At 38.8% G+C, this 23,878-nt stretch carries 25 protein-coding genes and 1 riboswitch; of the genes, 21 read left to right on the forward strand and 4 right to left on the reverse strand.

Features of this window, described 5'->3' with window-relative positions; genetic code table 11:
* Positions 1-26: 26 nt before the first annotated feature.
* The gene (locus tag CWR45_RS01395) at positions 27-1,124 is read right to left on the reverse strand and encodes a M24 family metallopeptidase (RefSeq protein ID WP_115748012.1); all 1,098 of its coding nucleotides are present in this window, start codon (positions 1,122-1,124) and stop codon (positions 27-29) included.
* Between the two features lie 501 nt (positions 1,125-1,625).
* On the opposite strand from CWR45_RS01395, the gene CWR45_RS01400 reads away from it, so the two are divergent.
* From CWR45_RS01400 to CWR45_RS01500, 20 genes are all read left to right on the forward strand, one after another.
* Positions 1,626-2,138, forward strand: coding sequence for a DUF4178 domain-containing protein (locus tag CWR45_RS01400; RefSeq protein ID WP_115748013.1), 513 nt, complete (start codon positions 1,626-1,628; stop codon positions 2,136-2,138).
* Positions 2,139-2,169: 31 nt separating this feature from the next.
* Positions 2,170-2,838 carry a PspA/IM30 family protein gene (locus CWR45_RS01405; RefSeq protein ID WP_115748014.1) on the forward strand — a complete coding sequence of 223 codons (669 nt, stop codon included), beginning with the start codon at positions 2,170-2,172 and terminating at the stop codon, positions 2,836-2,838.
* Positions 2,839-2,908: 70 nt separating this feature from the next.
* Positions 2,909-3,559 carry a DUF4247 domain-containing protein gene (locus CWR45_RS01410; RefSeq protein ID WP_115748015.1) on the forward strand — a complete coding sequence of 217 codons (651 nt, stop codon included), beginning with the start codon at positions 2,909-2,911 and terminating at the stop codon, positions 3,557-3,559.
* A 15-nt stretch (positions 3,560-3,574) separates the two neighbouring features.
* Positions 3,575-3,970, forward strand: a complete 396-nt coding sequence (locus tag CWR45_RS01415) for a DUF350 domain-containing protein (RefSeq protein WP_115748016.1) — start codon at positions 3,575-3,577, stop codon at positions 3,968-3,970.
* A 225-nt stretch (positions 3,971-4,195) separates the two neighbouring features.
* Entirely contained in the window at positions 4,196-5,749 is a 1,554-nt protein-coding gene (locus CWR45_RS01420) for a polyamine aminopropyltransferase (protein WP_115748017.1), read from the forward strand.
* A 72-nt stretch (positions 5,750-5,821) separates the two neighbouring features.
* Entirely contained in the window at positions 5,822-6,502 is a 681-nt protein-coding gene (locus tag CWR45_RS01425) for a metal-dependent hydrolase (protein WP_115748018.1), read from the forward strand.
* Between the two features lie 233 nt (positions 6,503-6,735).
* Complete coding sequence (locus tag CWR45_RS01430; protein WP_342770076.1) at positions 6,736-7,497, forward strand: prepilin peptidase; 762 nt, start codon at positions 6,736-6,738, stop codon at positions 7,495-7,497.
* A gap of 159 nt (positions 7,498-7,656) precedes the next feature.
* Positions 7,657-7,737, forward strand: a riboswitch (cyclic di-GMP riboswitch).
* A gap of 93 nt (positions 7,738-7,830) precedes the next feature.
* The gene (locus tag CWR45_RS01440; protein ID WP_115748019.1) at positions 7,831-9,372 is read left to right on the forward strand and encodes a G5 domain-containing protein; all 1,542 of its coding nucleotides are present in this window, start codon (positions 7,831-7,833) and stop codon (positions 9,370-9,372) included.
* Between the two features lie 3 nt (positions 9,373-9,375).
* A complete protein-coding gene (locus CWR45_RS01445; RefSeq protein ID WP_115748020.1) occupies positions 9,376-11,028 on the forward strand; it encodes a GspE/PulE family protein in 1,653 nt (550 codons plus the stop codon).
* A gap of 12 nt (positions 11,029-11,040) precedes the next feature.
* Positions 11,041-12,084, forward strand: coding sequence for a type IV pilus twitching motility protein PilT (locus CWR45_RS01450; protein WP_115748021.1), 1,044 nt, complete (start codon positions 11,041-11,043; stop codon positions 12,082-12,084).
* Positions 12,084-13,295 (forward strand): type II secretion system F family protein, encoded by a 1,212-nt coding sequence (locus CWR45_RS01455; protein ID WP_115748022.1) that lies wholly within the window; start codon positions 12,084-12,086, stop codon positions 13,293-13,295. The genes CWR45_RS01450 and CWR45_RS01455 overlap by 1 nt, the downstream gene beginning before the upstream one ends.
* A gap of 106 nt (positions 13,296-13,401) precedes the next feature.
* A complete protein-coding gene (locus CWR45_RS01460) occupies positions 13,402-13,842 on the forward strand; it encodes a type II secretion system protein (protein ID WP_115748023.1) in 441 nt (146 codons plus the stop codon).
* Positions 13,843-14,060: 218 nt separating this feature from the next.
* Positions 14,061-15,101: a type IV pilus biogenesis protein PilM gene (gene pilM / locus CWR45_RS01465; protein WP_115748024.1), complete on the forward strand. Its 1,041-nt coding sequence runs from the start codon at positions 14,061-14,063 to the stop codon at positions 15,099-15,101.
* A complete protein-coding gene (locus tag CWR45_RS01470; RefSeq protein WP_115748025.1) occupies positions 15,085-15,681 on the forward strand; it encodes a PilN domain-containing protein in 597 nt (198 codons plus the stop codon). The genes pilM and CWR45_RS01470 overlap by 17 nt, the downstream gene beginning before the upstream one ends.
* Entirely contained in the window at positions 15,674-16,435 is a 762-nt protein-coding gene (locus CWR45_RS01475; protein ID WP_115748026.1) for a hypothetical protein, read from the forward strand. Before CWR45_RS01470 ends, CWR45_RS01475 begins: the two co-directional genes overlap by 8 nt.
* Positions 16,436-16,486: 51 nt before the next feature.
* Entirely contained in the window at positions 16,487-16,951 is a 465-nt protein-coding gene (locus CWR45_RS01480; RefSeq protein WP_170138763.1) for a type IV pilus modification PilV family protein, read from the forward strand.
* Positions 16,941-17,486 carry a prepilin-type N-terminal cleavage/methylation domain-containing protein gene (locus tag CWR45_RS01485; protein ID WP_115748028.1) on the forward strand — a complete coding sequence of 182 codons (546 nt, stop codon included), beginning with the start codon at positions 16,941-16,943 and terminating at the stop codon, positions 17,484-17,486. The genes CWR45_RS01480 and CWR45_RS01485 overlap by 11 nt, the downstream gene beginning before the upstream one ends.
* Positions 17,487-17,535: 49 nt before the next feature.
* On the forward strand, positions 17,536-19,395 hold the full coding sequence (locus CWR45_RS01490; protein WP_115748029.1) for a hypothetical protein: 1,860 nt from the start codon (positions 17,536-17,538) through the stop codon (positions 19,393-19,395).
* Positions 19,396-19,665: 270 nt separating this feature from the next.
* Entirely contained in the window at positions 19,666-19,893 is a 228-nt protein-coding gene (locus tag CWR45_RS01495; protein WP_115748030.1) for a hypothetical protein, read from the forward strand.
* 72 nt (positions 19,894-19,965) lie between these two features.
* Complete coding sequence (locus CWR45_RS01500; protein ID WP_115748031.1) at positions 19,966-21,273, forward strand: DRTGG domain-containing protein; 1,308 nt, start codon at positions 19,966-19,968, stop codon at positions 21,271-21,273.
* Positions 21,274-21,346: 73 nt separating this feature from the next.
* On the opposite strand, the gene CWR45_RS01505 is transcribed toward CWR45_RS01500, so the two are convergent.
* Positions 21,347-21,643: a YtpI family protein gene (locus CWR45_RS01505; protein WP_115748032.1), complete on the reverse strand. Its 297-nt coding sequence runs from the start codon at positions 21,641-21,643 to the stop codon at positions 21,347-21,349.
* 105 nt (positions 21,644-21,748) lie between these two features.
* On the opposite strand from CWR45_RS01505, the gene CWR45_RS01510 reads away from it, so the two are divergent.
* A complete protein-coding gene (locus CWR45_RS01510; RefSeq protein ID WP_115748033.1) occupies positions 21,749-22,690 on the forward strand; it encodes a DHH family phosphoesterase in 942 nt (313 codons plus the stop codon).
* Between the two features lie 78 nt (positions 22,691-22,768).
* Here the strand turns inward: CWR45_RS01510 and ytrI are convergent, their stop codons facing one another.
* The gene (gene ytrI, locus CWR45_RS01515) at positions 22,769-23,272 is read right to left on the reverse strand and encodes a sporulation membrane protein YtrI (protein ID WP_115748034.1); all 504 of its coding nucleotides are present in this window, start codon (positions 23,270-23,272) and stop codon (positions 22,769-22,771) included.
* Positions 23,272-23,604, reverse strand: coding sequence for a sporulation membrane protein YtrH (gene ytrH, locus CWR45_RS01520; RefSeq protein ID WP_115748035.1), 333 nt, complete (start codon positions 23,602-23,604; stop codon positions 23,272-23,274). Before ytrH ends, ytrI begins: the two co-directional genes overlap by 1 nt.
* Positions 23,605-23,878 lie beyond the last annotated feature (274 nt).

Genomic DNA, 23,878 nt, shown 5'->3' on the forward strand with positions numbered 1-23,878 from the left:
CACTTATAATAAACTTATTAATGGACTTATTTTATGATCTGGAGTTCTTTTGGATATGCGGTAAGTATTTCTGGTCCTTTTTCAGTAGTAAAAATCATATCCTCGATTCGAACGCCGCCTGTATTTGGAATGTAAATTCCCGGTTCAATTGTAAAGCACATGCCCTCAACTACTGCGAGTTCATTATTTCCATGCATTGATGGGTATTCATGCGTTTCAATTCCTAGACCATGACCAATTCGGTGTGTGAAATATTCACCATAACCAGCCTGTTCAATCGTTGTTCTTGCAGCCTTATCAATGCTGCCAACAGCTGTACCTAGTTGGGAAATATTAATCGCATTTTGCTCTGCTGCAAGAACAGTTTCGTAAATCTTCTTCTGTTCATCTGTAATTGACTTAAAAGCAACGGTTCTTGTAATATCAGAGCAATAGCCCTCGAACACAACCCCAAGGTCAAACATTACTAAATCCCCAGCAGTAACCTTTTTATTCGATGGAGTACCATGTGGGGAAGCAGTTTTTATCCCGGAAAGAGCCATTGTTGAAAATGACATTTCTTGAACACCTTGTTTTTTCAATTCGTATTCAATCTTCGCTATCAATTCTAATTCGGTAACACCTTCAGCAATTGCCTTTACACCGGTTTCGATACCGAAATCAGCGAGCTGTGCAGCTTGTTTAAGTAATGCGTATTCCTTTTTCGTTTTGACGACACGCAGGTTTGCCATGATTTCTTTAGCATCAAATATTTCTGCATTCGGTAAAATCCGCTTGATTGCTTGGTATCTTTCTAAAGTAATATGGTCTTGTTCAAGTGCAATTGAAGCTGGAGTACCGCCATTTCCCTCTAAATGGGAACGGAGTAATTCCCATGGATCCTCGTGGTCATAGTAGCCGATCACTTCATGCTTCCACCCGGCATTCTTCGCATCTTCTACTTCCATTTTGGGAAGAATTAATACAGGGTCTATTTTATTACTGATATAAACGCCGATTACACGCTCGTGTGGGTCTGTATAATAATTACTTAAGTAATAAAAGTTTGCCTTCGATGTTACGAGCACACTTTCTATTTGTTGTTTGTTAATTTCTGTTAATAAGCTATTCATTCGAGTAGTCAACGTTTTCACCTCTATGTTAGAATATAACTAGTATAACAAATGTAAGGTGTGTTTATCAAAAAGGTTTAATTTGCTTCCTGGCCAGTCGCTACGGAAATACACTACGCTTTCCGCGGGAGGCTGGTGAGCCTTCTTTTGAAGAGAGCAGTTCGTAGTCTCACCGAGGCCTTTCCTCCCACAGGATAAAGAAAGCTTTGGTAGCGTTACATCGCAATCAGACAAATAGAACTTTATTTTTGGGGAGTCTCCTTGTATTTCCTCCGCTGGGATTATGCTTAATCTATCGATTTCGAAGTAAAGTAACATACGTTCTGAATATGCACGTGTGTTAGCGGAGGATAGAAGACCAGTCTGCAATGAAATTTAACATTGCTCTTTGTTCCCAGATTATCTAAATAACAACAATTTCTGAAATGAGCAATATTTTTATGTTTTTTTGAAACCTATTGGATTTTTATTCGTATAACTATTATAACGTCGAAATGAAATAGAGGTGAATCGATGGGACTGTTTTCGAAGCTTTTTTCAAAGAAGGAACAAAATCAGCCTGCACCAGAAAAAAGAACCGTGATGAACATGAAGGTAGGCGATATCGTCACCTATGAATTTCATGATTTCGAGGTTGTAGGAAAACTCACACTCCGCGATGGCAGTTATGAATGGTATGATTACCAATTGCTCGGGGAAGAGGGAACGCTTTGGTTGTCTGTAGAAATGGATGATGAACTTGAACTGGCGATTTATCAAAAGGTAAAGCTCCAAGTATCGAAGCCATATCCGAAAAAATTGACGTATGACAATAAGACCTATTATTTAGAGGAAGAGGGCGTTGCCAGAGTAACAGGTGAGGGCCGAAGTAAAAATGTACATGGAATGGAGACACATTATGCCGACTATGAGGATGATTCCGAGGAAAGCTACCTCGGGTTAGAATCATGGGATACGGAAGTTGAAGTGAGCACGGGATACGCGATTGAGCCATATGAGCTTAAAATTATCGCAGGTTCCAATTAAAGAATGATTATCATATTAAGGAGGAATATACATGTTTAAATTTTTTAAACGAGTAAAAACAGTAGTAGGTTCAGAACTGAATGCAATGCTAGATAAGGCTGAGGATCCGGTGAAAATGCTGGACCAGTACATGCGTGACATGGGAGAAGATATTCGCGAGGTTGAAGCTGCTGTTGCGAAACAAATCGCGAATGAAAAAATGTTGAAGCGTAAAGCAAATGACGCATTAGTAATGGTGCAAAAGAGACAAGAACAAGCAGAAAAGGCTGTCGAAGCAGGTAATGATGATCTAGCGCGTCGTGCACTACAAGATAAGAAAGATCATGATGCAACAGCTATTGCTCTAAATGAATCATGGGAAAGAGCGAAAGCAGATGCAGATCTACTTCGTGAACGCCTAGATGAAATGAAGAAAGAATATCAAGAAATGAATTTAAAACGCGATTCGCTTAAAGCACGTGCTGAATCTGCGAAAGTACGTACGAAAATCAATCGTACGATGTCATCGATTGGTGATGATGCATCGAAACGCGGATTTGAGCGTATGGAAGAAAAAGTGATGCGCTTTGAGGCTGAAGCTGAAACAAGTGAAGACTTGTCACAAGCGAGTCGCTCATTAGATGATGAATTTGAAGATTTAATTAAAAATGATGTCGACGATGAATTAGCTGCATTGAAACAAAAAATGGGTAAAGAATAAGCAAGATAGAAACTACCATAAGGGAGCAGTAACTTACTGCTCCCTTATGTTCTATGGGAGGGGGATTTAGTTGTTAAAGCGATGGTGTATGCTTAGCGGATTTATTTTATTTATCTTATTTTTAACTGCCTGCTCATCCCCTATGGACAGTTCTGAACGAGGAATTCAACAAGAAGTAACGGTAACAGCGGAGAACATTCCTGATGAATTAGAAAAAGAAGATATTGAAGCTAATATCACTGCAAGTCCGAATAACCAAATTGATTCGATTATTGGAGCGAACTTTCCGCTAATAGACGTTGTTTCCGATGATTCTACATCGGCAGAAATTTATGCGACAACAAAGTTTAGCTTGGAAGAACTTGCAAGTCTTATAACATCGAAAGCAGAGCCGGAAGAAACGAGCGAAATTGTCGATGAACAGCAAATATTTATTTACCCAGATTATTTTGTTACGCTGAAGCCTAGTGTAGATGATGCAAGTGTTTTATTAATCGAAGTAGCTAATGAGGCATTTGTCGAAAGAAATTATTCGCCAAGTTTTTTACAAACGTATTTTGGGATTCGACTGCTCGAAAGTATATTTGGAAATAATTGGGGATCACGTTCTTGTCAGACTGGTGCTTGTTATGGTGGATATACTGGGAAGCAGCAAGGTTACGGCACAACAAACCGTGGAAATACAACATTTAGGGGCGGCGGACCGAACGCAGGAAAGTAAAAGGAGGGATTATCGATGGAAGCATATATCGCAACGATTGCTTATTTTTTCATCTCGATTGTCATTATCATGATTGGAGTCGTTATTTTTGAAATATTAACGAGAAAATATAAAGATATGGAAGAGGTGCATCAAGGCAATGCAGCTGTTGCCTTATCGATTGCAGGGAAAATTATCGGCATCAGTATTATTATTGCTTTTGCGATTTACCATAGCAATTATATTTACGAAACGGTTATCTGGGGCATGTTTGGGGTTGTCCTGCAAATGATTGCCTATATGCTCGTTAATTTAGTAATACGAAGGTTTTCGGTTGAAGAAGAATTAAAGAAAAATAATATCGCGGTTGGTATTATTTCGTTTAGTGTATCGATAGGAATTGCTTTAGTTGTTGGTGCATCGATTACATAAAGTGAAACTTCAATCAGTGGGGTTTCTTTTTATTCCCCATTCATTGTTAGTTGAACGAATCGGGATTTTACTGGCTGTTGATCCCCACTTACAATTCTAGATTTTTCTCGATTTCTTGAAGTGTGGGTCTTACAGCCAGTTAATTCGGGATAATGAGTTAGGATATGGGCGGCCAGCCACAGCTCGGCCGCTGTTTTTATTTTTCGGTTGATGGGGTGAAATGGATTGAATGAGGAAGCATTAAGAAAAAGCACGATCATATATTGGGCATCCGGGATTGTTTCGATTTGTGGGATCATCTTTGAGGTATTATTCGGTGCACTGGGTTCATATATTTTAGGTGATGGGGTTAAGCAGTATACATTAACGATTTCGTTATTTCTAACAGGAATGGGTATTGGTGCAAGTCTGAGTGAAAAGGTAATGAAAAATTTAATCATCTCTTTTATTTGGGTTGAGTTCTGTGTCGGACTTATCGGTGGATTTTCTAGCTTTACGATGTTCGGGATAACTGCATTTGCACCTGCTGGAACCGATGCGTTTTATTTATATTTCATTACAATTTTAGTCGGTGCATTAACCGGGTTTGAGTTGCCAATTCTTATTCGGAAGGCAAATGAAATTGGCGTGAAATTGAATAAAAGTACGGCTAGGGTACTGTTTTCTGATTATGCAGGTGGTCTAATTGGTGGGCTATTATTTGTTTTCCTTTTACGGCCGCAATTCGGCATGGTGAAGTCGGCATTTCTTGTAGGCTGTGTCAATGTCATCATCGCACTAACCGTATTATGGTTGTTTCGAAAAGAAATACGTCGGCTCATGGTACATGCCTTTTGTGGAATATTAATCCTTGTTGCATTAATCATCGGCTTATTATTTGGTGAAGCTGCTGCATTTAAGTTTGAACAAAAGCTGTACAAGGATCCAATTTTACATATGGAAGAATCGAAATACCAAAAAATCATTCTTACACAAGGCGCAGAAGAGGACGTGCGGCTTTTTCTAAATGGCTCTTTGCAATTTAGCTCGGCAGATGAGTATCGATACCATGAAGTGCTTATCCACCCGACAATCGTCGCGGCAGAGAATCCAGAAAACGTGTTGATATTAGGCGGTGGGGATGGTATTGCCGCAAAGGAAGTACTGAAATATGATGAAGTCAAGCAGATTACTTTAGTTGACCTTGATCCTGCAGTGACAGAGCTTGCGAATACAAATGAGAGACTGCTCAAATTAAATGACGGTTCACTTAAGAGTGATAAAGTGACTGTTAACAATATGGATGCTTTCCAGTTCTTAGAGGAGTCGGACAAATGGTTTGATGTGATTATTGTTGACTTACCAGATCCGAATGATGAAAGCTTAAATAAGCTGTACACAAAGGAATTTTATTCACTCGTTCGCAATCATCTGGAGCCAGGTGGTGCTGCGATGATCCAAGCGACGAGTCCAGTGTTTGCTACAGAGGTCTATTGGACGATTGCCGAAACGGTCGCATCAACGGGACTATATACGGAAAATCTTCATGTCGATGTTCCAAGCTTTGGCAACTGGGGATTTGTGATGGCAAGTCGCGAGGAAATTGATCTTGAAGCACTTGATATTAACGTTCCAACTCGATTTTTGACAACGGATTTGCTCCCAAGTTTAGCAGCTTTTGGTGTGGACGAGGATGCAATTATCGAGGAAAAAAACGGTAATGTGAAGACGCTAAAGCCAAATACGTTAATAGATCCACATTTAATTCAATTATATGAGAATGCATGGAAAAACTATTAACAGGGTAGAGGAATAGCGAAGGTTGTTGTGGAATTAGTTAAGTAGGAGTTAATAGAAAGGGAGCGGTTATTGATGAAAGTATCATATCATGGACATTCAGTTGTAAAGGTTGAGACAGGGACACATACGATTTTAATTGATCCGTTTATTTCGGGGAATCCAGCATGTGACTTGGATGCAAGTACGATTAAAGCAGATGTTATCTTATTAACACATGGACATAATGACCATGTTGGCGATACCTTTGACATAGCAAAGCGAAATGATACGCTTGTTGTCGCACCAAACGAGCTTGCAGATTACTTTGGATCAAAAGGATTAAAGGTGCATGGCATGCATATTGGTGGTTCCCATCATTTTGACTTTGGCAGAGTGAAATTTACACAAGCCTTCCATGGCTCTTCATTTGTTGAAGAAGATGGTACCGTCATTTATGGTGGTATGCCTGGTGGAATACTGCTAACCGTTGATGAGAAGACAATCTATCATTTAGGCGACACAGCATTATTTACCGATCTGAAAATGTACGGTGAGATGCATGAGATAGATGCAGCATTTATACCAATAGGCGATAATTTTACAATGGGAGCAGATGATGCGCTTATTGCCTCAGATTGGATTAATGCGAAGATTGTTGTACCGATTCATTACAATACGTTTCCAGTAATTGAGCAGGATCCCGACACGTTCACAAGCCAAGTTAGAACGGGTGAAGGACTGGCGATGAAGATTGGCGAAAGTATAGAGCTATAATTGAAATTGACGCGAGCTGTGAGGCTCGCGTTTTTTTATTGATTGAAATACCGATATATTTGAAAATACGCCGATATATTCAGCAAACGCGCTGATATCCATCCGAAATACGCCGATATTCGACAGAAAAATAAAATCTAGTAAAATAGTACTAAAAATATTGTTTCATTTTTAATAGAATGTTGCTATAATTTTGGTTATATTACTTTATACCTACAAAATGAAAGGAAGCGTTGATCATCCAACTATTATTTACTCTATTCTTTTTTCTATTTGGCATTACCTTTGGCTCGTTTTATAATGTTGTCGGCTTACGTTCTCCAAAAAATGAACCCTTTGTTAATGACCGTTCTTATTGTCCCTCCTGCAAGCACCAGCTCTCATGGTATGAGCTTATTCCTGTATTTTCCTTCCTTTTGCAAACAGGAAAATGCCGTCATTGTAAAACAAAAATATCCTTCACTTATCCGTCAATTGAATTGTTAACAGGCTTTCTGTTTGCCTTTAGCTTTTGGAAAATCGGCTTCGACTGGGAGTTAATTACAGCACTTTTCCTCGTTTCGATGCTGATGATTATTCTTGTTTCCGATATTACATACATGGTCATTCAAAATAAAATATTACTCTTTTTCCTCCCGTTAATAACGGTTATGCGGGTGATTCAACCGCTTGATCCTTGGTGGTCTCCAATTGTTGGGGCTATTGTTATTGCTGTGATCCTGGCAATCATTATCCTCGTTAGTCGTGGAGGGATGGGAGCCGGTGATATGAAATTATTTGCCGTGCTTGGAATTGTCCTTGGTGTGGAAAAAGTGCTGCTCGCATTCTTCCTGTCCTGTTTGCTTGGCGCGATAATTGGTATGTTGCTAATTTTATTTAAAGTCATTAAACGTAAACAGCCTGTGCCATTTGGACCGTATATTGTATTGGCAGCGCTGATTGCTTATTTTTACGGAGAGATGCTGATTGATTGGTACTTAAGGTTAATAATTTAAAAAGCAAAATTTGCCACTTAGTTGAATTTTACATTAAATTAACAATTGGTTAATGGGTTATTAGAACTAGTATTGGTAACGATTTTAATTTTTAGTAGTTATTTTGACTCAAAAATATAGTTGACACAATTTTCGCCAATTGATACTATTGAACTATAAAATGATAGATGAAGTGTTGAAATACGATTATAAGTGGGCACCTATATCGTATGGAGCTAGTGGTGCAACCGACCTTTCATAGAATGCGTGGAGTGCTGATATGTTAGGTTTTTTCATTATGCGAAAATATTCGAAAATTGTGTTAATTAGTGATTGAAAAGGAAGTTATCTACTATGAAATTATCGAAAAATCCTATAATAACGATTGGTCTTGCCTTTCTGATTATTTACTTATTACCGAATGAAGTTGTCGAAGCAGCTGGGAAAGTTTCAGAAGGCTCTGCAATTGCTGGAGTACCGCTAGAAGGTTTAACACTGGAGGAAGCAAAGCAGAGGCTAGAGTCGAAGGTAGAGGAATGGCAACGCGAGGACCCAGTCATTGCAGTGAGTGAATATGAAAGCATAGCGATTCCCCGTAATTTATTTCAGTTTGACATTGATGCAGCAATAAAACAGCTTGATGAGCGGACGAAAAGAGATTGGTCAACTTTTTTTATGAAACAAAAGAATGTGCAGCTTCCGTTAGATGTCTCGATAGCAAATGATGCGATTGATTGGCCAGCGCATGTTGACGTGGAAAAAACCTTGGCAAATGCACAATTAATCGCAAGCAATCTAGAAGAAAGCAATATTACGATTAAATACATAGATGGTGCAGTTATTGAACAATCCGCCCTTGCGGAAATTACGTTTAGCATCCCAGAGGCATCAAACGCAGCAATTAATTATCTAATAGAAGAACTTGATGGACTCACAATCGAAGCGGAAAGTGAATTGTCATTCTTAGATACAATCACATTACCCAATGGAATGGATAATTCGGAGGTTGAAATGAGCTTCGTTGCTTCGGGCTTATATGCTTTAGTGCTGCAAACGAATGTAGAAATAATTGAACGTCATCAACAGGAGAAAGTGACGAGCTATGCAGCGTCAGGCTTGGACGCGGAAGTAAACCGTGCAGAAGAGAAGAATTTATTACTGTATAATCCGAATGCCTATGCTTATACCGTACATGCAAGTGTAGAAGATGGGCAAATGATTATGTCGATACATTCCTTCCCAGAGGAAATTAGATATACATACGAGTTTGAAAACAAAGTTGAAGTTGAACCAAGAACGTTGTATCGCTATAACCCTGATTTTGATTTAGGGGAAGAGGAAGTAGTGCAGCATGGAGAAGCAGGAGTACAAATCGAAGTATACCGGAATGAGCTTGCTGAGGATGGAAGTATCAACGAGCATGTGTTAATCAGCAGAGACTTCTATTTTCCAACGCCAGAAATTATTGAAGTGTCAACAGAAGTAGTAATTCCAGAAGAGGATGTGACAACGGAGACAGTTGTAGCTATCGAAGAATCAACGACAATACCACAGCTAAGTCTTGGTTCACTGACGCCGGAACTGGTGCCAAGTGCGAATCCAGAATGTACAACAGACCAAGTGCAATGTGAAGAAAGTGAGACAGACCCAAGTACGTTGTTGCTGGCTTGTATGATGGAAAATGAAACGGAGTCTGTAACGACAGAACCATTACAGGAAGCGGATGTTGCGACAGAAGAAGCAGAGAATAACCCGTATTGTGACTTGATGTATTTGTATTTATTCTTGAGCCTGTTTGGCAATGAAGACATACAAGCCCAAACTGAAGAAACAGAGAGTCTAATTCAAGGTGAGGAAATTCCTGCTGGAGCAGTAATTGAAGAAGAGGTGCAGTAGATAATGGTGCGGAAGCGATTAGGAGATTTACTTGTTGAGTCAGGATTAATTACAGAAGACCAATTGTCAGAGACGTTAGCAAATAAAGGTGCGGACGAGAAATTAGGAGATGCACTACTAAGAGAAGGTTACATAACAGAACAGCAGCTAATTGAAGTGCTCGAATTCCAGTTGGGCATTCCACACATTAATGTGGCACAATACCCGGTCGAACAAGAGACCATTCAGCTCGTACCAAAAGAGTTAGCAAAGCGTCACTTGCTGTTACCAATTCGTGTCGATGGCAATAAATTATTTGTAGCAATGGCAGATCCAATGGACTACTTCGCGATGGAAGAGCTGCGCATGGCAACAGGCTACCAGATCATGCCTGGGATAGCGACTAAGGACGCCCTTTATCGTATGGTGACGAAATATTATGATTTGCAGGAATCAATTGATGAGGTAATGGATGATTATTCGCCAGAGGAAAGCATGGATGAAACTGGGATTACCGATGAAGATTCGCCAATTGTAAAGCTTGTTAATCAGATAATAACAAATGCAGTTGCACAGCGGGCGAGTGATATCCACCTCGATCCACAAGAAGTGGAACTAACCGTTCGATATCGTGTGGATGGTGTTCTAAAAACAGAACGAGCGTTGCCGAAATATATGCAAAATGTACTAATTGCTCGGATTAAGATTATGGGGAATTTGAATATTACTGAAAATCGAATTCCACAGGATGGCCGGATAAAAGCAGATATTAATAATCGACAAATCGATATTCGTATATCATCGCTACCGTCTGTTTATGGTGAAAAAATTGTAATGCGGATACTTGATTTAGGAAACTCAATGGATCAACTTGATAAATTAGGATTAACTCCAGCTAACTTGGCTAAATTTACGAAAATGATTGAAAAGCCAAATGGAATTGTATTAATTACTGGACCAACTGGATCAGGAAAATCTTCTACTCTTTATGCAGCATTGAACCATTTGAACTCAGAGGAAGTCAATATTATTACGATCGAGGATCCAGTTGAATATCGTCTGCGAGGGATTAACCAAGTTCAAGTTAAGGAAGAAATCGGCATGACATTTGCGAGTGGACTACGTTCGATTTTACGTCAGGATCCAGACGTCATCATGATTGGCGAAATCCGTGATTTCGAAACGGCGCAAATCGCGATTCGAGCATCACTAACAGGACATTTAGTATTAAGTACATTACATACGAACAGTGCAATCGCTGCGTTAACGAGATTAATCGACATGGGAATTGAACCATTTCTCATTTCGTCATCCCTTGCAGGTGTTGTCGGACAGCGGCTTGTTCGCTGCGTTTGTAGAGATTGCAGGGAAGATGTTTTACCAACCGAAAGAGAGCAGGAGCTTTTCCAGCGAGCTGGAATTGAAGTGGATACAATAAAACGTGGAAAAGGCTGTCCAAGCTGTAATGGGACAGGATATCGCGGGCGGCTTGCGATTCATGAGATCTTGCCAATTGACGATGAGATTAATCGACTCGTTATGAATGCAGCAAGTATGGCTGATATTCGCGATTATGTGAACCGAAAGCGAATGCCGTTTCTCATTGATGATGGATTATTGAAGGTGGCACAAGGATTAACGACGACTGAAGAAGTCCTCCGCGTGACCCAAGAGTAGGAGGTGTAACTCATGTACGAGACAATCGAGGGATTATTGGAACAGGCATATGAAAAAGGTGCATCTGATTTACATATTACGGTCGGGTCCAGGCCCGTTTTTCGAATAAATGGTGAGCTAATCTCACAAGGGGAAGCTATACTATCTGCCGAGGATACTGAGAAAATGGCCAAGGCAATCATTAAGGAGTCTGACTGGAATCGATTCATCGAAATTGGCGAGCTCGATTTCTCTTATGTGATTGAAAATGTATCACGCTTTCGTATCAATACATACCACCAGCGACAAAAGATTGGCATCGTAGCTCGCGTGATTCCGAGCCAAATCCCGAGTATTGAGCAATTAGGGATGCCACAAATTTTAAAAGATTTAGCGAAGAAGCCCCAAGGCCTGATTCTAGTTACTGGTCCAACAGGTTCTGGTAAATCAACTACGTTAGCCGCGATGATTGAATATATTAATCAGAACAGTGCAAAGCATGTCATTACACTCGAGGATCCGATTGAATATGAGCACCATCACCAAAGGTCAATCGTCAATCAACGCGAGGTTGGGATGGATACTGGGAGCTTCGCAAACGGGCTACGTGCGGCGCTTCGTCAGGATCCAGATATTATTTTAGTCGGGGAAATGCGTGATTATGAAACGATTTCTACCGCAATTACTGCAGCGGAAACGGGGCATCTCGTTTTAGCAACGTTACACACGAGCAGTGCAGCACAAACAATTGACCGGATTATCGATGTGTTTCCAGCATTCCAGCAGCCACAAATTCGGATTCAGCTTGCATCGGTCCTTGAGGGGATTATTTCCCAGCGACTACTGCGAAGGGCAGATGGAAGTGGAAGAATTGCTGCGACAGAGATATTAATCAATTTGTCATCGGTTGCCAATTTAATTCGCAATGAGAAGGTTGATCAGATTACAAACATTTTGCAAACGAGTCGTGCAGCAGGGATGCATACACTGGAAATGTCAGTAAAGGAATTGCTTGCCAGTGGAATTCTATCATTTGACGTAGCAAGTGCCTATCTATCAAATACAGGTGAATATTAATGCCAGTTTATAAGTATGTAGGAAGAACAACAAAAGGAACGATGAAGCGCGGGACAATTGAAAGTGTATCAAGGAGCCAGGCAATCGCTGAGCTTCAGGAGAAAAGCATTAGTCCCCGTGAAGTTACGGAAACGAAGGCAACGATCTTCAATCGAGATATTGCGATTGGTGGAAACACAGTAAAATCAGAGGACTTTGTAATCTACTGCCGCCAGTTCGCTACCTTGATTCGCGCAGGAATTTCGATTGTCCAGGCAACAAATATATTAGCGGCCCAAACCGAAAGCAAAGGGTTAAAAAAGACACTCTTTCAAGTAGAGTCCGAGATTAAAGAAGGACACACCTTCTCTGATTCGGTCGGAAAGTTTCCGAAAGTCTTCCCGCCATTGTTCGTCAACATGGTTCGTGCAGGGGAATTGACAGGGAATATTGATGACACGTTGGACAGACTGGCAAGCTATTTTGAGAAACAGAACTCCTTAAAAAAGAAAATACAATCAACGATGGCATATCCAGTGATTCTATCTGTTGTCGTTGTTGCGGTTGTGATTTTCCTAATGCTTACAATCGTCCCGCAATTCACGACGATGTTTGAGGATATGGGGAGTCAATTGCCGGCAATAACCCAGCTTGTTGTGAGTATGAGTAATTTTATTCGGAATTCCTGGATGTTTGGCTTGTTAGTTGTAGGTGTAGCAATCGCTGTCTTTCTGTATTTCTATCGAAACAACAAAGTTTTTCATTACTCGGTACATATTGCTTTATTTAAAATGCCAGTGTTCGGGAAGCTGCTACAAAAATCAGCTATCGCCCGAATGACACGAACATTATCTTCGCTATTCGCAAGCTCCGTGCCGATTTTACAAGCACTGACAATTGTCGAAAAGGTCGTTGGTAATCCTGTCATTGGTAGAGTAGTCCTTGCATCAAAAGATAGTCTCGAACAAGGACGTCCGCTTTCTGAGCCGATAGAAAAAAGCTGGGTATTTCCCCCACTCGTTGCACAAATGATTGCAATTGGCGAACAAACAGGGCAGCTCGACTTCATGCTTGCAAAAGTCGCTGATTTTTACGAGGAAGACGTCGACCGGACTGTTGATACATTGAAATCATTAATTGAGCCGTTGATGATTATTATTCTCGCTGGGGTTGTTGGTTTTATCGTTATTGCGATTATGGTACCGATGTTTTCGATTTATGGGGAGATGTAATTAATCAAAGCAAAGATTTTAGGGAGGTGATGGGGAGCAAGGGGCATAGAGGACTTATATTTGGTTATTTGATTTATTACATATTAAACAATAGGAGGATTTAACGATGAAAAAGTTTCTGCAAAGATTGAAAAAAGATGAACGAGGATTGACTTTGGTTGAATTACTTGCAGTAGTTGTTATTTTGGCAATTGTTGGGGCAATTGCGTTTGTGGCGATTGGGAATGTTATGGAGAATTCTAGGCAGGATGCGCACGTGGCGAATGCACAACAAATAGTATCAGCAGCCAAATTGGCCGAAGCTAGTGGTACTGAAATTGGAGCGGATTTTAATGTATATCCAGGAACAGGTGGAGCGGGTGGACTTGAGACACTTGATACTTTAGTAGATCCGTGGACTAAGGGTGTATACACTACGGCCACTGTATCAAGTATTGGTGGAAATTATAGTGTTACCCTCTCAAGCTCAACTAATAATACTGAATGTGAACTTACTGCTGCAACAGAAGCAGAACTACTTGAAGGAAGAGAAACAGCCTGTAAATGATAATGCCTCTATCTACAATACTTTTCGACCATATAACGGTTGAGAAGTATTGTAGATATTAATGAACAAATAAGAAGTAATATAATTATTATATAACTTATACTAAATGCCAATTCCTTCCACGATCCCATCAACCTCATGGTGGGCTGGTGAAAAGAATTGCTACTATTCTTTAAAACTATTAATCAACCCTAGTCACAGAAAGGTGATTTCACATCATGTTTTCACTAAGAAAATCTAAAAAAGTAATCAATATCGTAATTGAAGATTATGTGCTGCGGATCGTGGAAACGTCTGGTCATAATATTTCTTCAATTAAAATGGTTTATGAAAAGCCACTTCCAGCAGGTATTATCGTTCACGGGAAAGTTGCCGATGAAATTCAGTTTTATAATTATATGAGAGATTTGGTGAAGGAACTTGGCTTGAAAAATCGCCTTGTTCGTTTTTATGTTCCTGACTCTCTCGTTATTATGCGACAGGTTGAGTTTCCAGCACATTTAAAAAATAAAAAGGAAATAAAGGAATATTTTGGTTTGGAAATAGGGAAGAGCATTCATCTGCCATTTAAAAAGCCTATTTTGGATATTCATTATTTACCTTATGAAACATCAACGCCCTCTAGAGACGGAATTGAAGGACTAAATGAAATCAGTCAAGGTACGTTATTTGCAGCTTCTGAGGAAGTAATGAAGAAATATACAGAGATATTCGTCGATGTATCACTGAAGCCTATTGTTGCTGATCTCAAAGCATTTGGGGTTTATCGTTATTTCCAACATATGCAGGAAGTTAATATTGGAAAAGCTTATTTATTTGTTGAATTAAATTTAACATCGATTCATCTAAATATTTTTCGTAATCATCAGCTAGAATTTTTGCGTTTCCAGGATTTGGATTTGATATTAAAAGGATGGCAATCAAGTGGTCAAACAGATGATTCTATTAGCTGGCAATTCGAGGATGAGGAATCTGTAATTAAAGGAATCGTGGATGATCAGATTTTAGAGCTTGAGAGGATTATGAATTTTTATCGTTTTTCATTACATAAAGGTGAGGAAAGCGTTACTGATATCGTTATTATAGGTGACCATCCTTACAAACAGGATTTTTATCAGAAAATGAAAAGCCAGATCGACTTGCCAATCAACTTGCTACAAAATCATGAAACAAAAGCTAAGGAAATTAGTAGCTTCTATATACCGGCATTAGGGCTTGCGTTAGAAGGGGGAGAATTAGCGGATGAAGCCAGAAGTTAATCTCTTACCGAAGTACGAGCGATATAATAATGTTCCTTTTATTTTATTTTTTATTGGATTAATTATCTGTCTGCTACTTGGTGGTTCACTCATCTATTTTTACGTAACAACAAATGCTGAACTTACAGAAGCAGAAGCAAATGTATCCCAATTAACAGAAGAAAAAACATTGCTTGAAGCTCGGGTAAATGCTTTAAATACAAGTGATTCCAGTACGTTAGAAGGTGCGATTACATATGCGGAGCAATATGTTGTTCCTACTTCAAAATTAATCGAAGAATTTATGGTGCTGTTACCAGAAAATAGCTATTTAAGCGATTTAAATTATGACTTTGAGACTGTTCAGATTGAAACGCAATTTGAAACGATAACCGATTCGGCAGACTATGTTGAAGCTTTGACTAATTCAGCCTATATGGAAAATGTAGTCATTAATCAGGTTGAAACTTTTGAGCATGAAACAGGTGAAGCGGACGATGAAATAAAAGATCAATACAACATTATACCGCGCTATCATGCTTATTATTCGCTAGAAGTTAATAAGAGTGAGTTGGTAAAGGAGGAAGATACTGATGAATAACTTATTTCAGGAAAATAAAAAATCTTTCCTCTTGCTGCTCGGATTACTTTTTATACTAATAATTGTTGCGTATTTTCTCTTTTATCAGCCTATGACTAAGGAACTTCAGAAACAAGAAAATCAAAAGACACAATTAGAGTCAGATATCGCAACCTATCATGCACAATTGAATAATGCGGACAATGTAGCTTCACTGAATAAGGATATAGAAATAATGAAATTAGCTAAATTTATGCCAAGTACACCAGAGCTGGAAAATTTTCTTATGACAATAGGGGAAATCGAATTATTAAGTGGAAGCAGAATTTATGATATTACATTTTCTTATGATGGTACATTACCAGAACGTACTGTGGAGGAAGAAGGAACTGCCGATACTGAAAGTGCTGAAACCGCTGAAGAAGATACAAGTGATGAAGCATCTGCAGTAGCTGATGCAGAACCTAAAGCAGATGCAGTTGAAGTAGAAACACCACCAGTAATAGAAATGATAGAAAAGCCGGAAAACCTACGTCTCATAACAGCTAGTATGAACGTTGCATCACCAGATTATGAACACTATCAACAATTCATTCAAGAAATTGAAAAGCAAGAAAGAATCATGATGGTTAATCGAATCGAATTTGAGAAACCAGCAGAAAGCGAATTGATGCTTGGGGAAGATGTGGATGAATCGATTGTTTCCACTATAGATGTAACGACATTTTATTATGATGAAACAGGTGCAAATGGACAATCGTCGATAGCTGAGTAAGAAAAGAGGTTAGCAATTAAATAGGAATGTAGCAGATAGGGAGTGATTGTTGTGAGGTCAAAAGTACAGAAATCGTTAACGGACGAAACGGGTTTTACATTAGTTGAAGTTCTGGCGTCACTTACGATCCTCTCTATTATTTTAGTTGGTGTATTTAATTTATTTATTTTTACAAATGAAGCGGCAGTTTCCAATAATGACCGATTAGTAGCCATTAATCTAGGACAAGCAACGATGGAAAGAGTGAAGCATAATCCTTCAGCTTATTTTGATAATTCGAGTGCTAATAGTGCTTTAACGGAGGTAGGAAAGACATACACGGCAGCAAATTGCGAGAAGAACAACTGCGAATCCTTATACGAAGTTTTAATTAATGATAATACGTATCATATTTCACTTACTGTAAGTCAGAATAGCGATGAGACAAAGTTGAAATTAATTGATGTCATAGTAACGGTAGAACTCAAAGGCAAGGCAAATCACAAAGTGGAAGGATATATAACCTATGTTGAATAAAATTAAGCAAAATGAAGATGGGATAACACTAATTGAGCTGCTGGCAGCAGTAACAATATCGGCAATCATTGGTTTAATTGGTATATCGATTCTTCTAACTGGCTATAAGACCCAAAACCGAGTAGAAGCAGAGGCAGAACTTCGTGATCAAGCCGATTTGATTATGGCATCAATGCTAAATGAATTGTATTCCTTGAAAGTAAGTGAAGTAAGACCACAATTTCCAGAAGCAGGCACATCCAATTATTATTTAGAAATAACTAATAAAGAAGCTGCAAGCACGAGCAGAACGGGATTTATCAATGGCAAAGCAATTATCAACGATAAGGAAATTATGCTGACCGATGATAGTACAGCGCTTATGAACGGTACAAAAATCTCGGAGCTAGTGACAGATGAATCAAATCTAGGCGACCCTAATTTGAGTGATAATCCTATTGAAATTACCCTCGTACTTAGTAAAGATGACAGTGGACAGCAGATAGAAACAAAAAGCGTTATTCAGTTAATTGATGATATTAGCACAGAGCAATAGCATTTTTTAGATTCTAAACTGTGTGGCAAAAAATGGGGGGAACTAATAAATGAAACGCCATTTTGCAAGTGAACAAGGATATACTTTGTTTCTAACGGTGTTAATTAGCCTAGTTTTTATTGTAATCACAACTTCACTAATAACCATTACGATGAATGGGATTAATAAAAATGATCATCGTGAAGATTATTCACAGGCTACTGAACTGTCGGAAAAAGGCTTGGCACATATCACAGGTGAGATTAATGCGAAGCTGCAGACTGCTTTAGGTACATATGGCCTGCCACGTCAGGAGTTCATTAATAAACTAGAATCTATACTCGATTCCTATAAGTGCAACAATGAAAGAGGCGTTCGTTCGGAAAATAATGAGACCGGAGTTTATGATTCCTGTATCATAGAATATGTGAACACTCTTTTAGATATGGAAACAGGCGAAGCAAATGAAGTACGAAAAAGTGTCACTTTTAGAAGTACTGGTAGCGCAGATGGTACAAACAAAGAAATCGTAAATATTGTAGAAATTGGCGCCAGGGCAGAACCAGATGCATTGAACTATGCAATTGGTTCGCATATTGCTTGTGAACCAAATAAAGGAAGAGGAAATAACAATTGTTTAGACGGAGAAGGTAATTTATTTCTTCATGGTGGAGTGCAAATTGAAGGGGATATGAAGGTAGATGGAAGCTTAATAACGACTGAATATGGGTATGCCTTACTTGGTAAAGATGAATGGATTGGTTCGGTTCTTCCCAGCATACTCCCCAAATCTGCACATGGTAATCAAACAGGGTTTAAAGCTAAACTGGTATTAGGTGATAAGATTTATAAATTTAATACGGTACCATCATATAATAGTCATATTAAAAGAAATAATAGTCTTATTAAAAATAATGATGGTTTTGATAATGCTAATTACAAGAGGATTAGTAATCTCGAAGATGCATTTACTGTACCACCAGAAATTGTTAAAAGGGAACCGGTTCGAGATAAGATAGTGATTGAGGATCAAGAGAAATTGTATAAATATGGAGAATCGGAAGCTGATAAAGTCATATCTCAGTCTGTTATTAATGAAGGTGACTCATATAAAGAATCTAAAGTATTTGCTGACAATAAGAATTGCGAATGGAATTATAACTGGTTTGGTTACAAGAATTGGATATGTGATAATATCCGAGCACATCAATTTGAGGGTAATAATACTTTTAAACAATTTGCAACAGATACTAATTTATCTATTAGAAATACGAGCAGGCAGTTTGCAAAAACTACGGTAACCAACGGCATGTATGTCGGTGGAAATTTAACAATCGGCAATCCAGGCATTAGTACTAAAAGCTATCGTAATAACCCCGATTACTATGATAAAATTCAAATCCAGGGACCCATCTATGTTGATGGTGACCTAAAAATAATCGGTGCTGATGCAGAATTAAACGCATTAATTTATGTAAATGGAGATGTGGAAATACAATACTCAAGAATCAATGGTTTAAATAAAAATAATAGAGAAAAAGGCTCATTAATTGTCTTTGCAGACGGCCAAGTAAAGATAAGTAATAACAGTCTCTATGAGGATGAGCCGAGTAATATAAGAGGATATTTCTATTCAAATGATATTTTTGAAATGTTTGGTGTTGGTTCGAATATTCGTATTGAGGGTGGAATTTCAGCAAGGCGTATCGTATTGAATGCTATTCGGGGTCGTGCGAAAGAACGGAGATTCCAAGGGTCTCAGGAAATATATGGTGACTATTATGAAGGTGTTAGTGAACAAAAAAAGAGGGATTCACGCATCCAAGTCATCTATAACCCAGATATTATTAACACTTATTCTGACTTGAAAAAACAGGAACCAATTATTTACACGGTTGATAATCCAAAATTAATTGAACGAGCTTACTAATATATTAATCGTTGAGAAGATGCTAAAATCCTAATTTTTAGCGTCTTCTATTTTTAATGGATAAGTGTAAAATCTCTTTCTTACTGCATAAATGCAATTAAGACTGTCATCAGCAGGCTTAGTTAAGCATTAGTATTATTATATTGCTTTGTATACTTGATACTTCTCAATACAAGTACCATTTCTAAATATAGTACTAGATTTCACAAGCAATGTTCTTATTCCATACTGGCATTCATAAACTATTACAAAACGAAAGGGGCGCGTCTGATGAGACACTATGCAATTCTGCGGCTGCTACTCGCAGCATTTTTCCTATATTTCGCTTGGCCTTTCATTCCGAATGCAACGTCAACATTAGGTTTCGTCTTTTGGGGAATATGGCTGTTCTTCTTAGTTCTTGTTGTAGGTGCGAATTTAGCAACACTTTTACAAATGACAAGACCACCAGTTATGGAACAGGAGGAATTAAGAAGACGTCAACGCAATAAATATTGAGTTTAATCGTTTTCAACTGTATAATTATGGACAAGATAATTAAGTAGTACAGTTGAAGGCTGGTGGGAATGGATGGCAACAAAACATGAGCAAATAATCCAACATATCTGGTCATTAGAAGTTGGGCATAAAATTTCGGTACGACAAATTGCCAAAGATTTGAATGTCAGTGATGGGACGGCATACCGGGCAATCAAAGAAGCGGAAAATCAAGGGCTTGTTAGTTCGATTGATCGTGTCGGTACGATTCGGATTGAACGAAAGAAACGGGAGAATTTCGAGCATCTGACCTATGCGGAAGTCGTCAATATTATTGATGGACAGGTATTGGGTGGGAAATCTGGACTCCATAAAACATTAACGAAATTTGTCATCGGTGCGATGGAAATCAAGGCGATGATGCGTTATACAGAGGCGAATTCATTATTAATTGTCGGAAATAGGGTTAATGCACATGAAGCTGCATTAAAGGCAGGTGCTGCTGTACTAATTACAGGTGGATTTGATACAAGTGCAGAGGTGAAACAGCTTGCAGATGAGAAGGAATTGCCAGTTATTTCGACAAGCTATGATAGTTTTACTGTTGCGTCAATGATTAACCGAGCTATCTATGATCAGTTAATTAAAAAAGATATCGTATTCGTTGGCGACATTGCAACAACATTGGACGATACCTACTATTTGAATTCAAGTGATACCATTTTTCAGTGGAATATGTTAAATAAGAAGTCGGAGCATAGTCGTTTCCCTGTTGTCGATGAAAAGTTTCGTGTCGTCGGGATTGTATCAGCACGGGATATTGTTGGCAGGGATGATCAAACGCCTGTGACGAAAGTAATGACAAAGAAGCCACTAGTCGTTACAGCGAAAACATCCCTTGCATCTGTTTCACATACGATGATTTGGGAAGGAATCGAAGTTATTCCGATTGTCGATCAAGATTCAAAGCTCCAAGGACTTGTTTCTAGACAGGATGTTCTAAAAGCATTGCAGCAAATGCAGCGCCAACCACAGGTCGGGCAAACGATTGACGACCTTATTTCCACAAGTTTGGAAGAAGTGAGTGGAGAAGAGGATACGTATCAAACGGAAGTAACGCCACAAATGACGAATCCACTGGGTACATTATCGTACGGTGTCTTCACTTCCATCATTTCCACTGCGAGTAGTCGGTTACTGATGAAGACGAAAAAGGCTGACCTTGTAATCGAGAATATAACAATCTACTTTAATAAGCCGGTACAAATCGAAAGTATCCTAACGATTAAACCGAAAATCCTTGACGTTGGTCGTGTTTATGCAAAAATCGAAGTTGATGTATTGATAAAACAGAAAATCGTCGGTAAAGGCCTCATTATGGCACAATTGATGAACCGATAATTGACATAGAAAAAGCTGGTATCTTTATCAATAGCCAGCTTTTTCTATGTATCGTTTCTAAGGCTTTTCTAATTTACTCCGCCGGATTCAATCGTTTCCACTCGCTCCGATAATGTTTTACCTCTCTGAACCCTCGGTATAATTGTAATCCGCCAAAGAATATGAAGATGATACCAATGATTAAGGAAAAACGAGACAAATAGTATATGTATTGATTTACCCCGTAGAAGAAAATGAAGCTTCCAAGACAGATACGAGATTTTGCATTAAAGTAGCTTTGAATCAGTCCATCTTTACTCTTTACGATTGCAACCTTATAATATACATATAGCACAAGGGAAATAATAATAATAATTGGAAAAATAATCATGTAATCTCTCCTAAATTCAGTTAAGTCTTACTATTCTTATTGTACCGTTTTCCGACTGAATTTGCGAGCATTACTGAATCTACTAAATGGTCAGGAGTTATAACCATGTCAAAAGCTGAAATTATTGAAAATCTAAAACAATACGATACGATTATTATTCATCGCCATGTTAGACCAGATCCTGATGCACTAGGATCACAGGTGGGACTGAAGGAAATTATTAAAGCATCATTCCCTAATAAATCGGTATACGCTGTTGGCGAGCAAGAGGCTTCACTTGAATTTTTGGCGAAAATGGATGTTATTGCGGATGAAAGCTATGAACAAGCACTTGTCATCGTCTGTGATACTGCCAATTCACCACGAATTGACGATGAAAGATATCAATTAGGCAAGAAGTTAATCAAAATTGATCATCATCCTGTTGTGGACGAATATGGCGACGTTCGCTGGGAAAATACCAATTCAAGTTCTGCAAGTGAAATGATTTATGAATTATATGAATACGGAAAGGATCAAGGACTGAAGATGAGCGATGAGGCTGCACGCTTACTTTATGGTGGGATTGTTGGTGACACAGGACGATTCATGTTCCCGAGTACAACGAAGAAAACCTTCCAATATGCAGCAGAACTCGTTACATATAATTTTGACCGCACGGAACTCTATAAAAACTTATATATGGAAAAAGATTCACTCTCAAGGCTGAAGGGTTATATTTTACAAAACTTCAAGCTCACTCCAGCGGGATCGTCGACAATTAAGCTGCCGAAAGAAATACTAGAGAAATTTAATGTCACACCGAGAGATCCTGGGAAAATTATTAATGTACTTGGCGATGTCGAAGGGATTAAGGCATGGGCATTTTTCACGGAAGAAGACGATTCAATCCGCGTAAGCATTCGCTCAAAAGGACCAGTTATCAACCAATTAGCAGCGAAGTACAACGGTGGGGGCCACCCGCTAGCATCAGGTGCACAAGCTGCATCATGGAATGACGTGGACAATATCATTGCAGATTTAGAGGCACTGTGTAAGGAGAACTAAAGATTTAGCTAAATTTCTGCAGCATACAGTAGTCTCAACCGAAAAAGCTGATTTTATTATTGTGAAATCAGCTTTTTATCAATCTGATAATTTAGTTTTCACTGTTATTTTTACTGTTTGTGAAATTGTTAATTTCGTAATCTCGAAATAATACGTGAAGTCGTCGACCGTGAACCCTTTATTTTCAATGGTAGATACGAGCAGTTCTTCACTGCTATCGATAACGTAAATTGGCTCACCGATAATCGAATGAATAGCAGCTTTTATCATTTCCTCTAGCTGAAACGTAATTAGCCGATCTAATTTCAACTCGGCCCCATTCGAAATCTCTACTTCAATGGCTTGAACGGTTAATGATTGAGTAGACTTTTCACTTAAATCTTCTTTATCTTTTAGTAATGCTTCATTTTGGGCCTTTATTTTAGTCACCTGTGCTTGCAACTCATAATTCTCAGCAATCAGTTGCTCGTATTGGTAACCAAACATATACATTAATAGACAATAGGATAGGACTCCTCCAATCGCGGCACCGACGAGGAATCGTTGCCATGAAGGCTTTTTATGATATGGAGGAATATGCATTATTCAACTTCCCCTTGGATCAGCCATTCGATTAATAGGATTGCTGTTTTCACGCCACCCATTGCTGATAATATCAGTAATACCTGTTTCAATAAGTCCATTGTCGTTCCCTCAAAAACACCCTTTTCAAAATTGGCAATGGCATCAAAAGTACCTCCGATTGCCGCAACGATTGCCCAAATCCTTAGTCTGTTAGCAATGCGGCCAATTGCCGTCAGTGGTGCATTTCCTGTAATGAAATCACCAATACTTCCAATGATCGATCCACCAATGATTACGCCAAAGGCAATAAAAAAACAATGAATAAATGAAGCGAAGAAACGTTCCTCCATCGCAATGCACACTCCTCAGTATCTATTCTCCACATTGTATGATTTGCTAGGACAAGATATGAAATTAAATTAGTAAACTACCGTATGCATGTTCTATCTTTATTGCTATAATGGAAATAACAAAAGCGCAAGCGCCCGTTTAGCGACGTACGGACTGGACTGAACTGTAGGAGATAAAGGAAACACGAAGAGCGTTAGCGAATCAATGTTGATTTATGTACGAAGGTGAGGGAAGTCTCGCTAGTCGTTGGGCGCTGGAGCTGGACGTGGCCTC

It is taken from the genome of Oceanobacillus chungangensis (assembly GCF_003369565.1).
Lineage (GTDB): Bacteria > Bacillota > Bacilli > Bacillales > Amphibacillaceae > Oceanobacillus > Oceanobacillus chungangensis.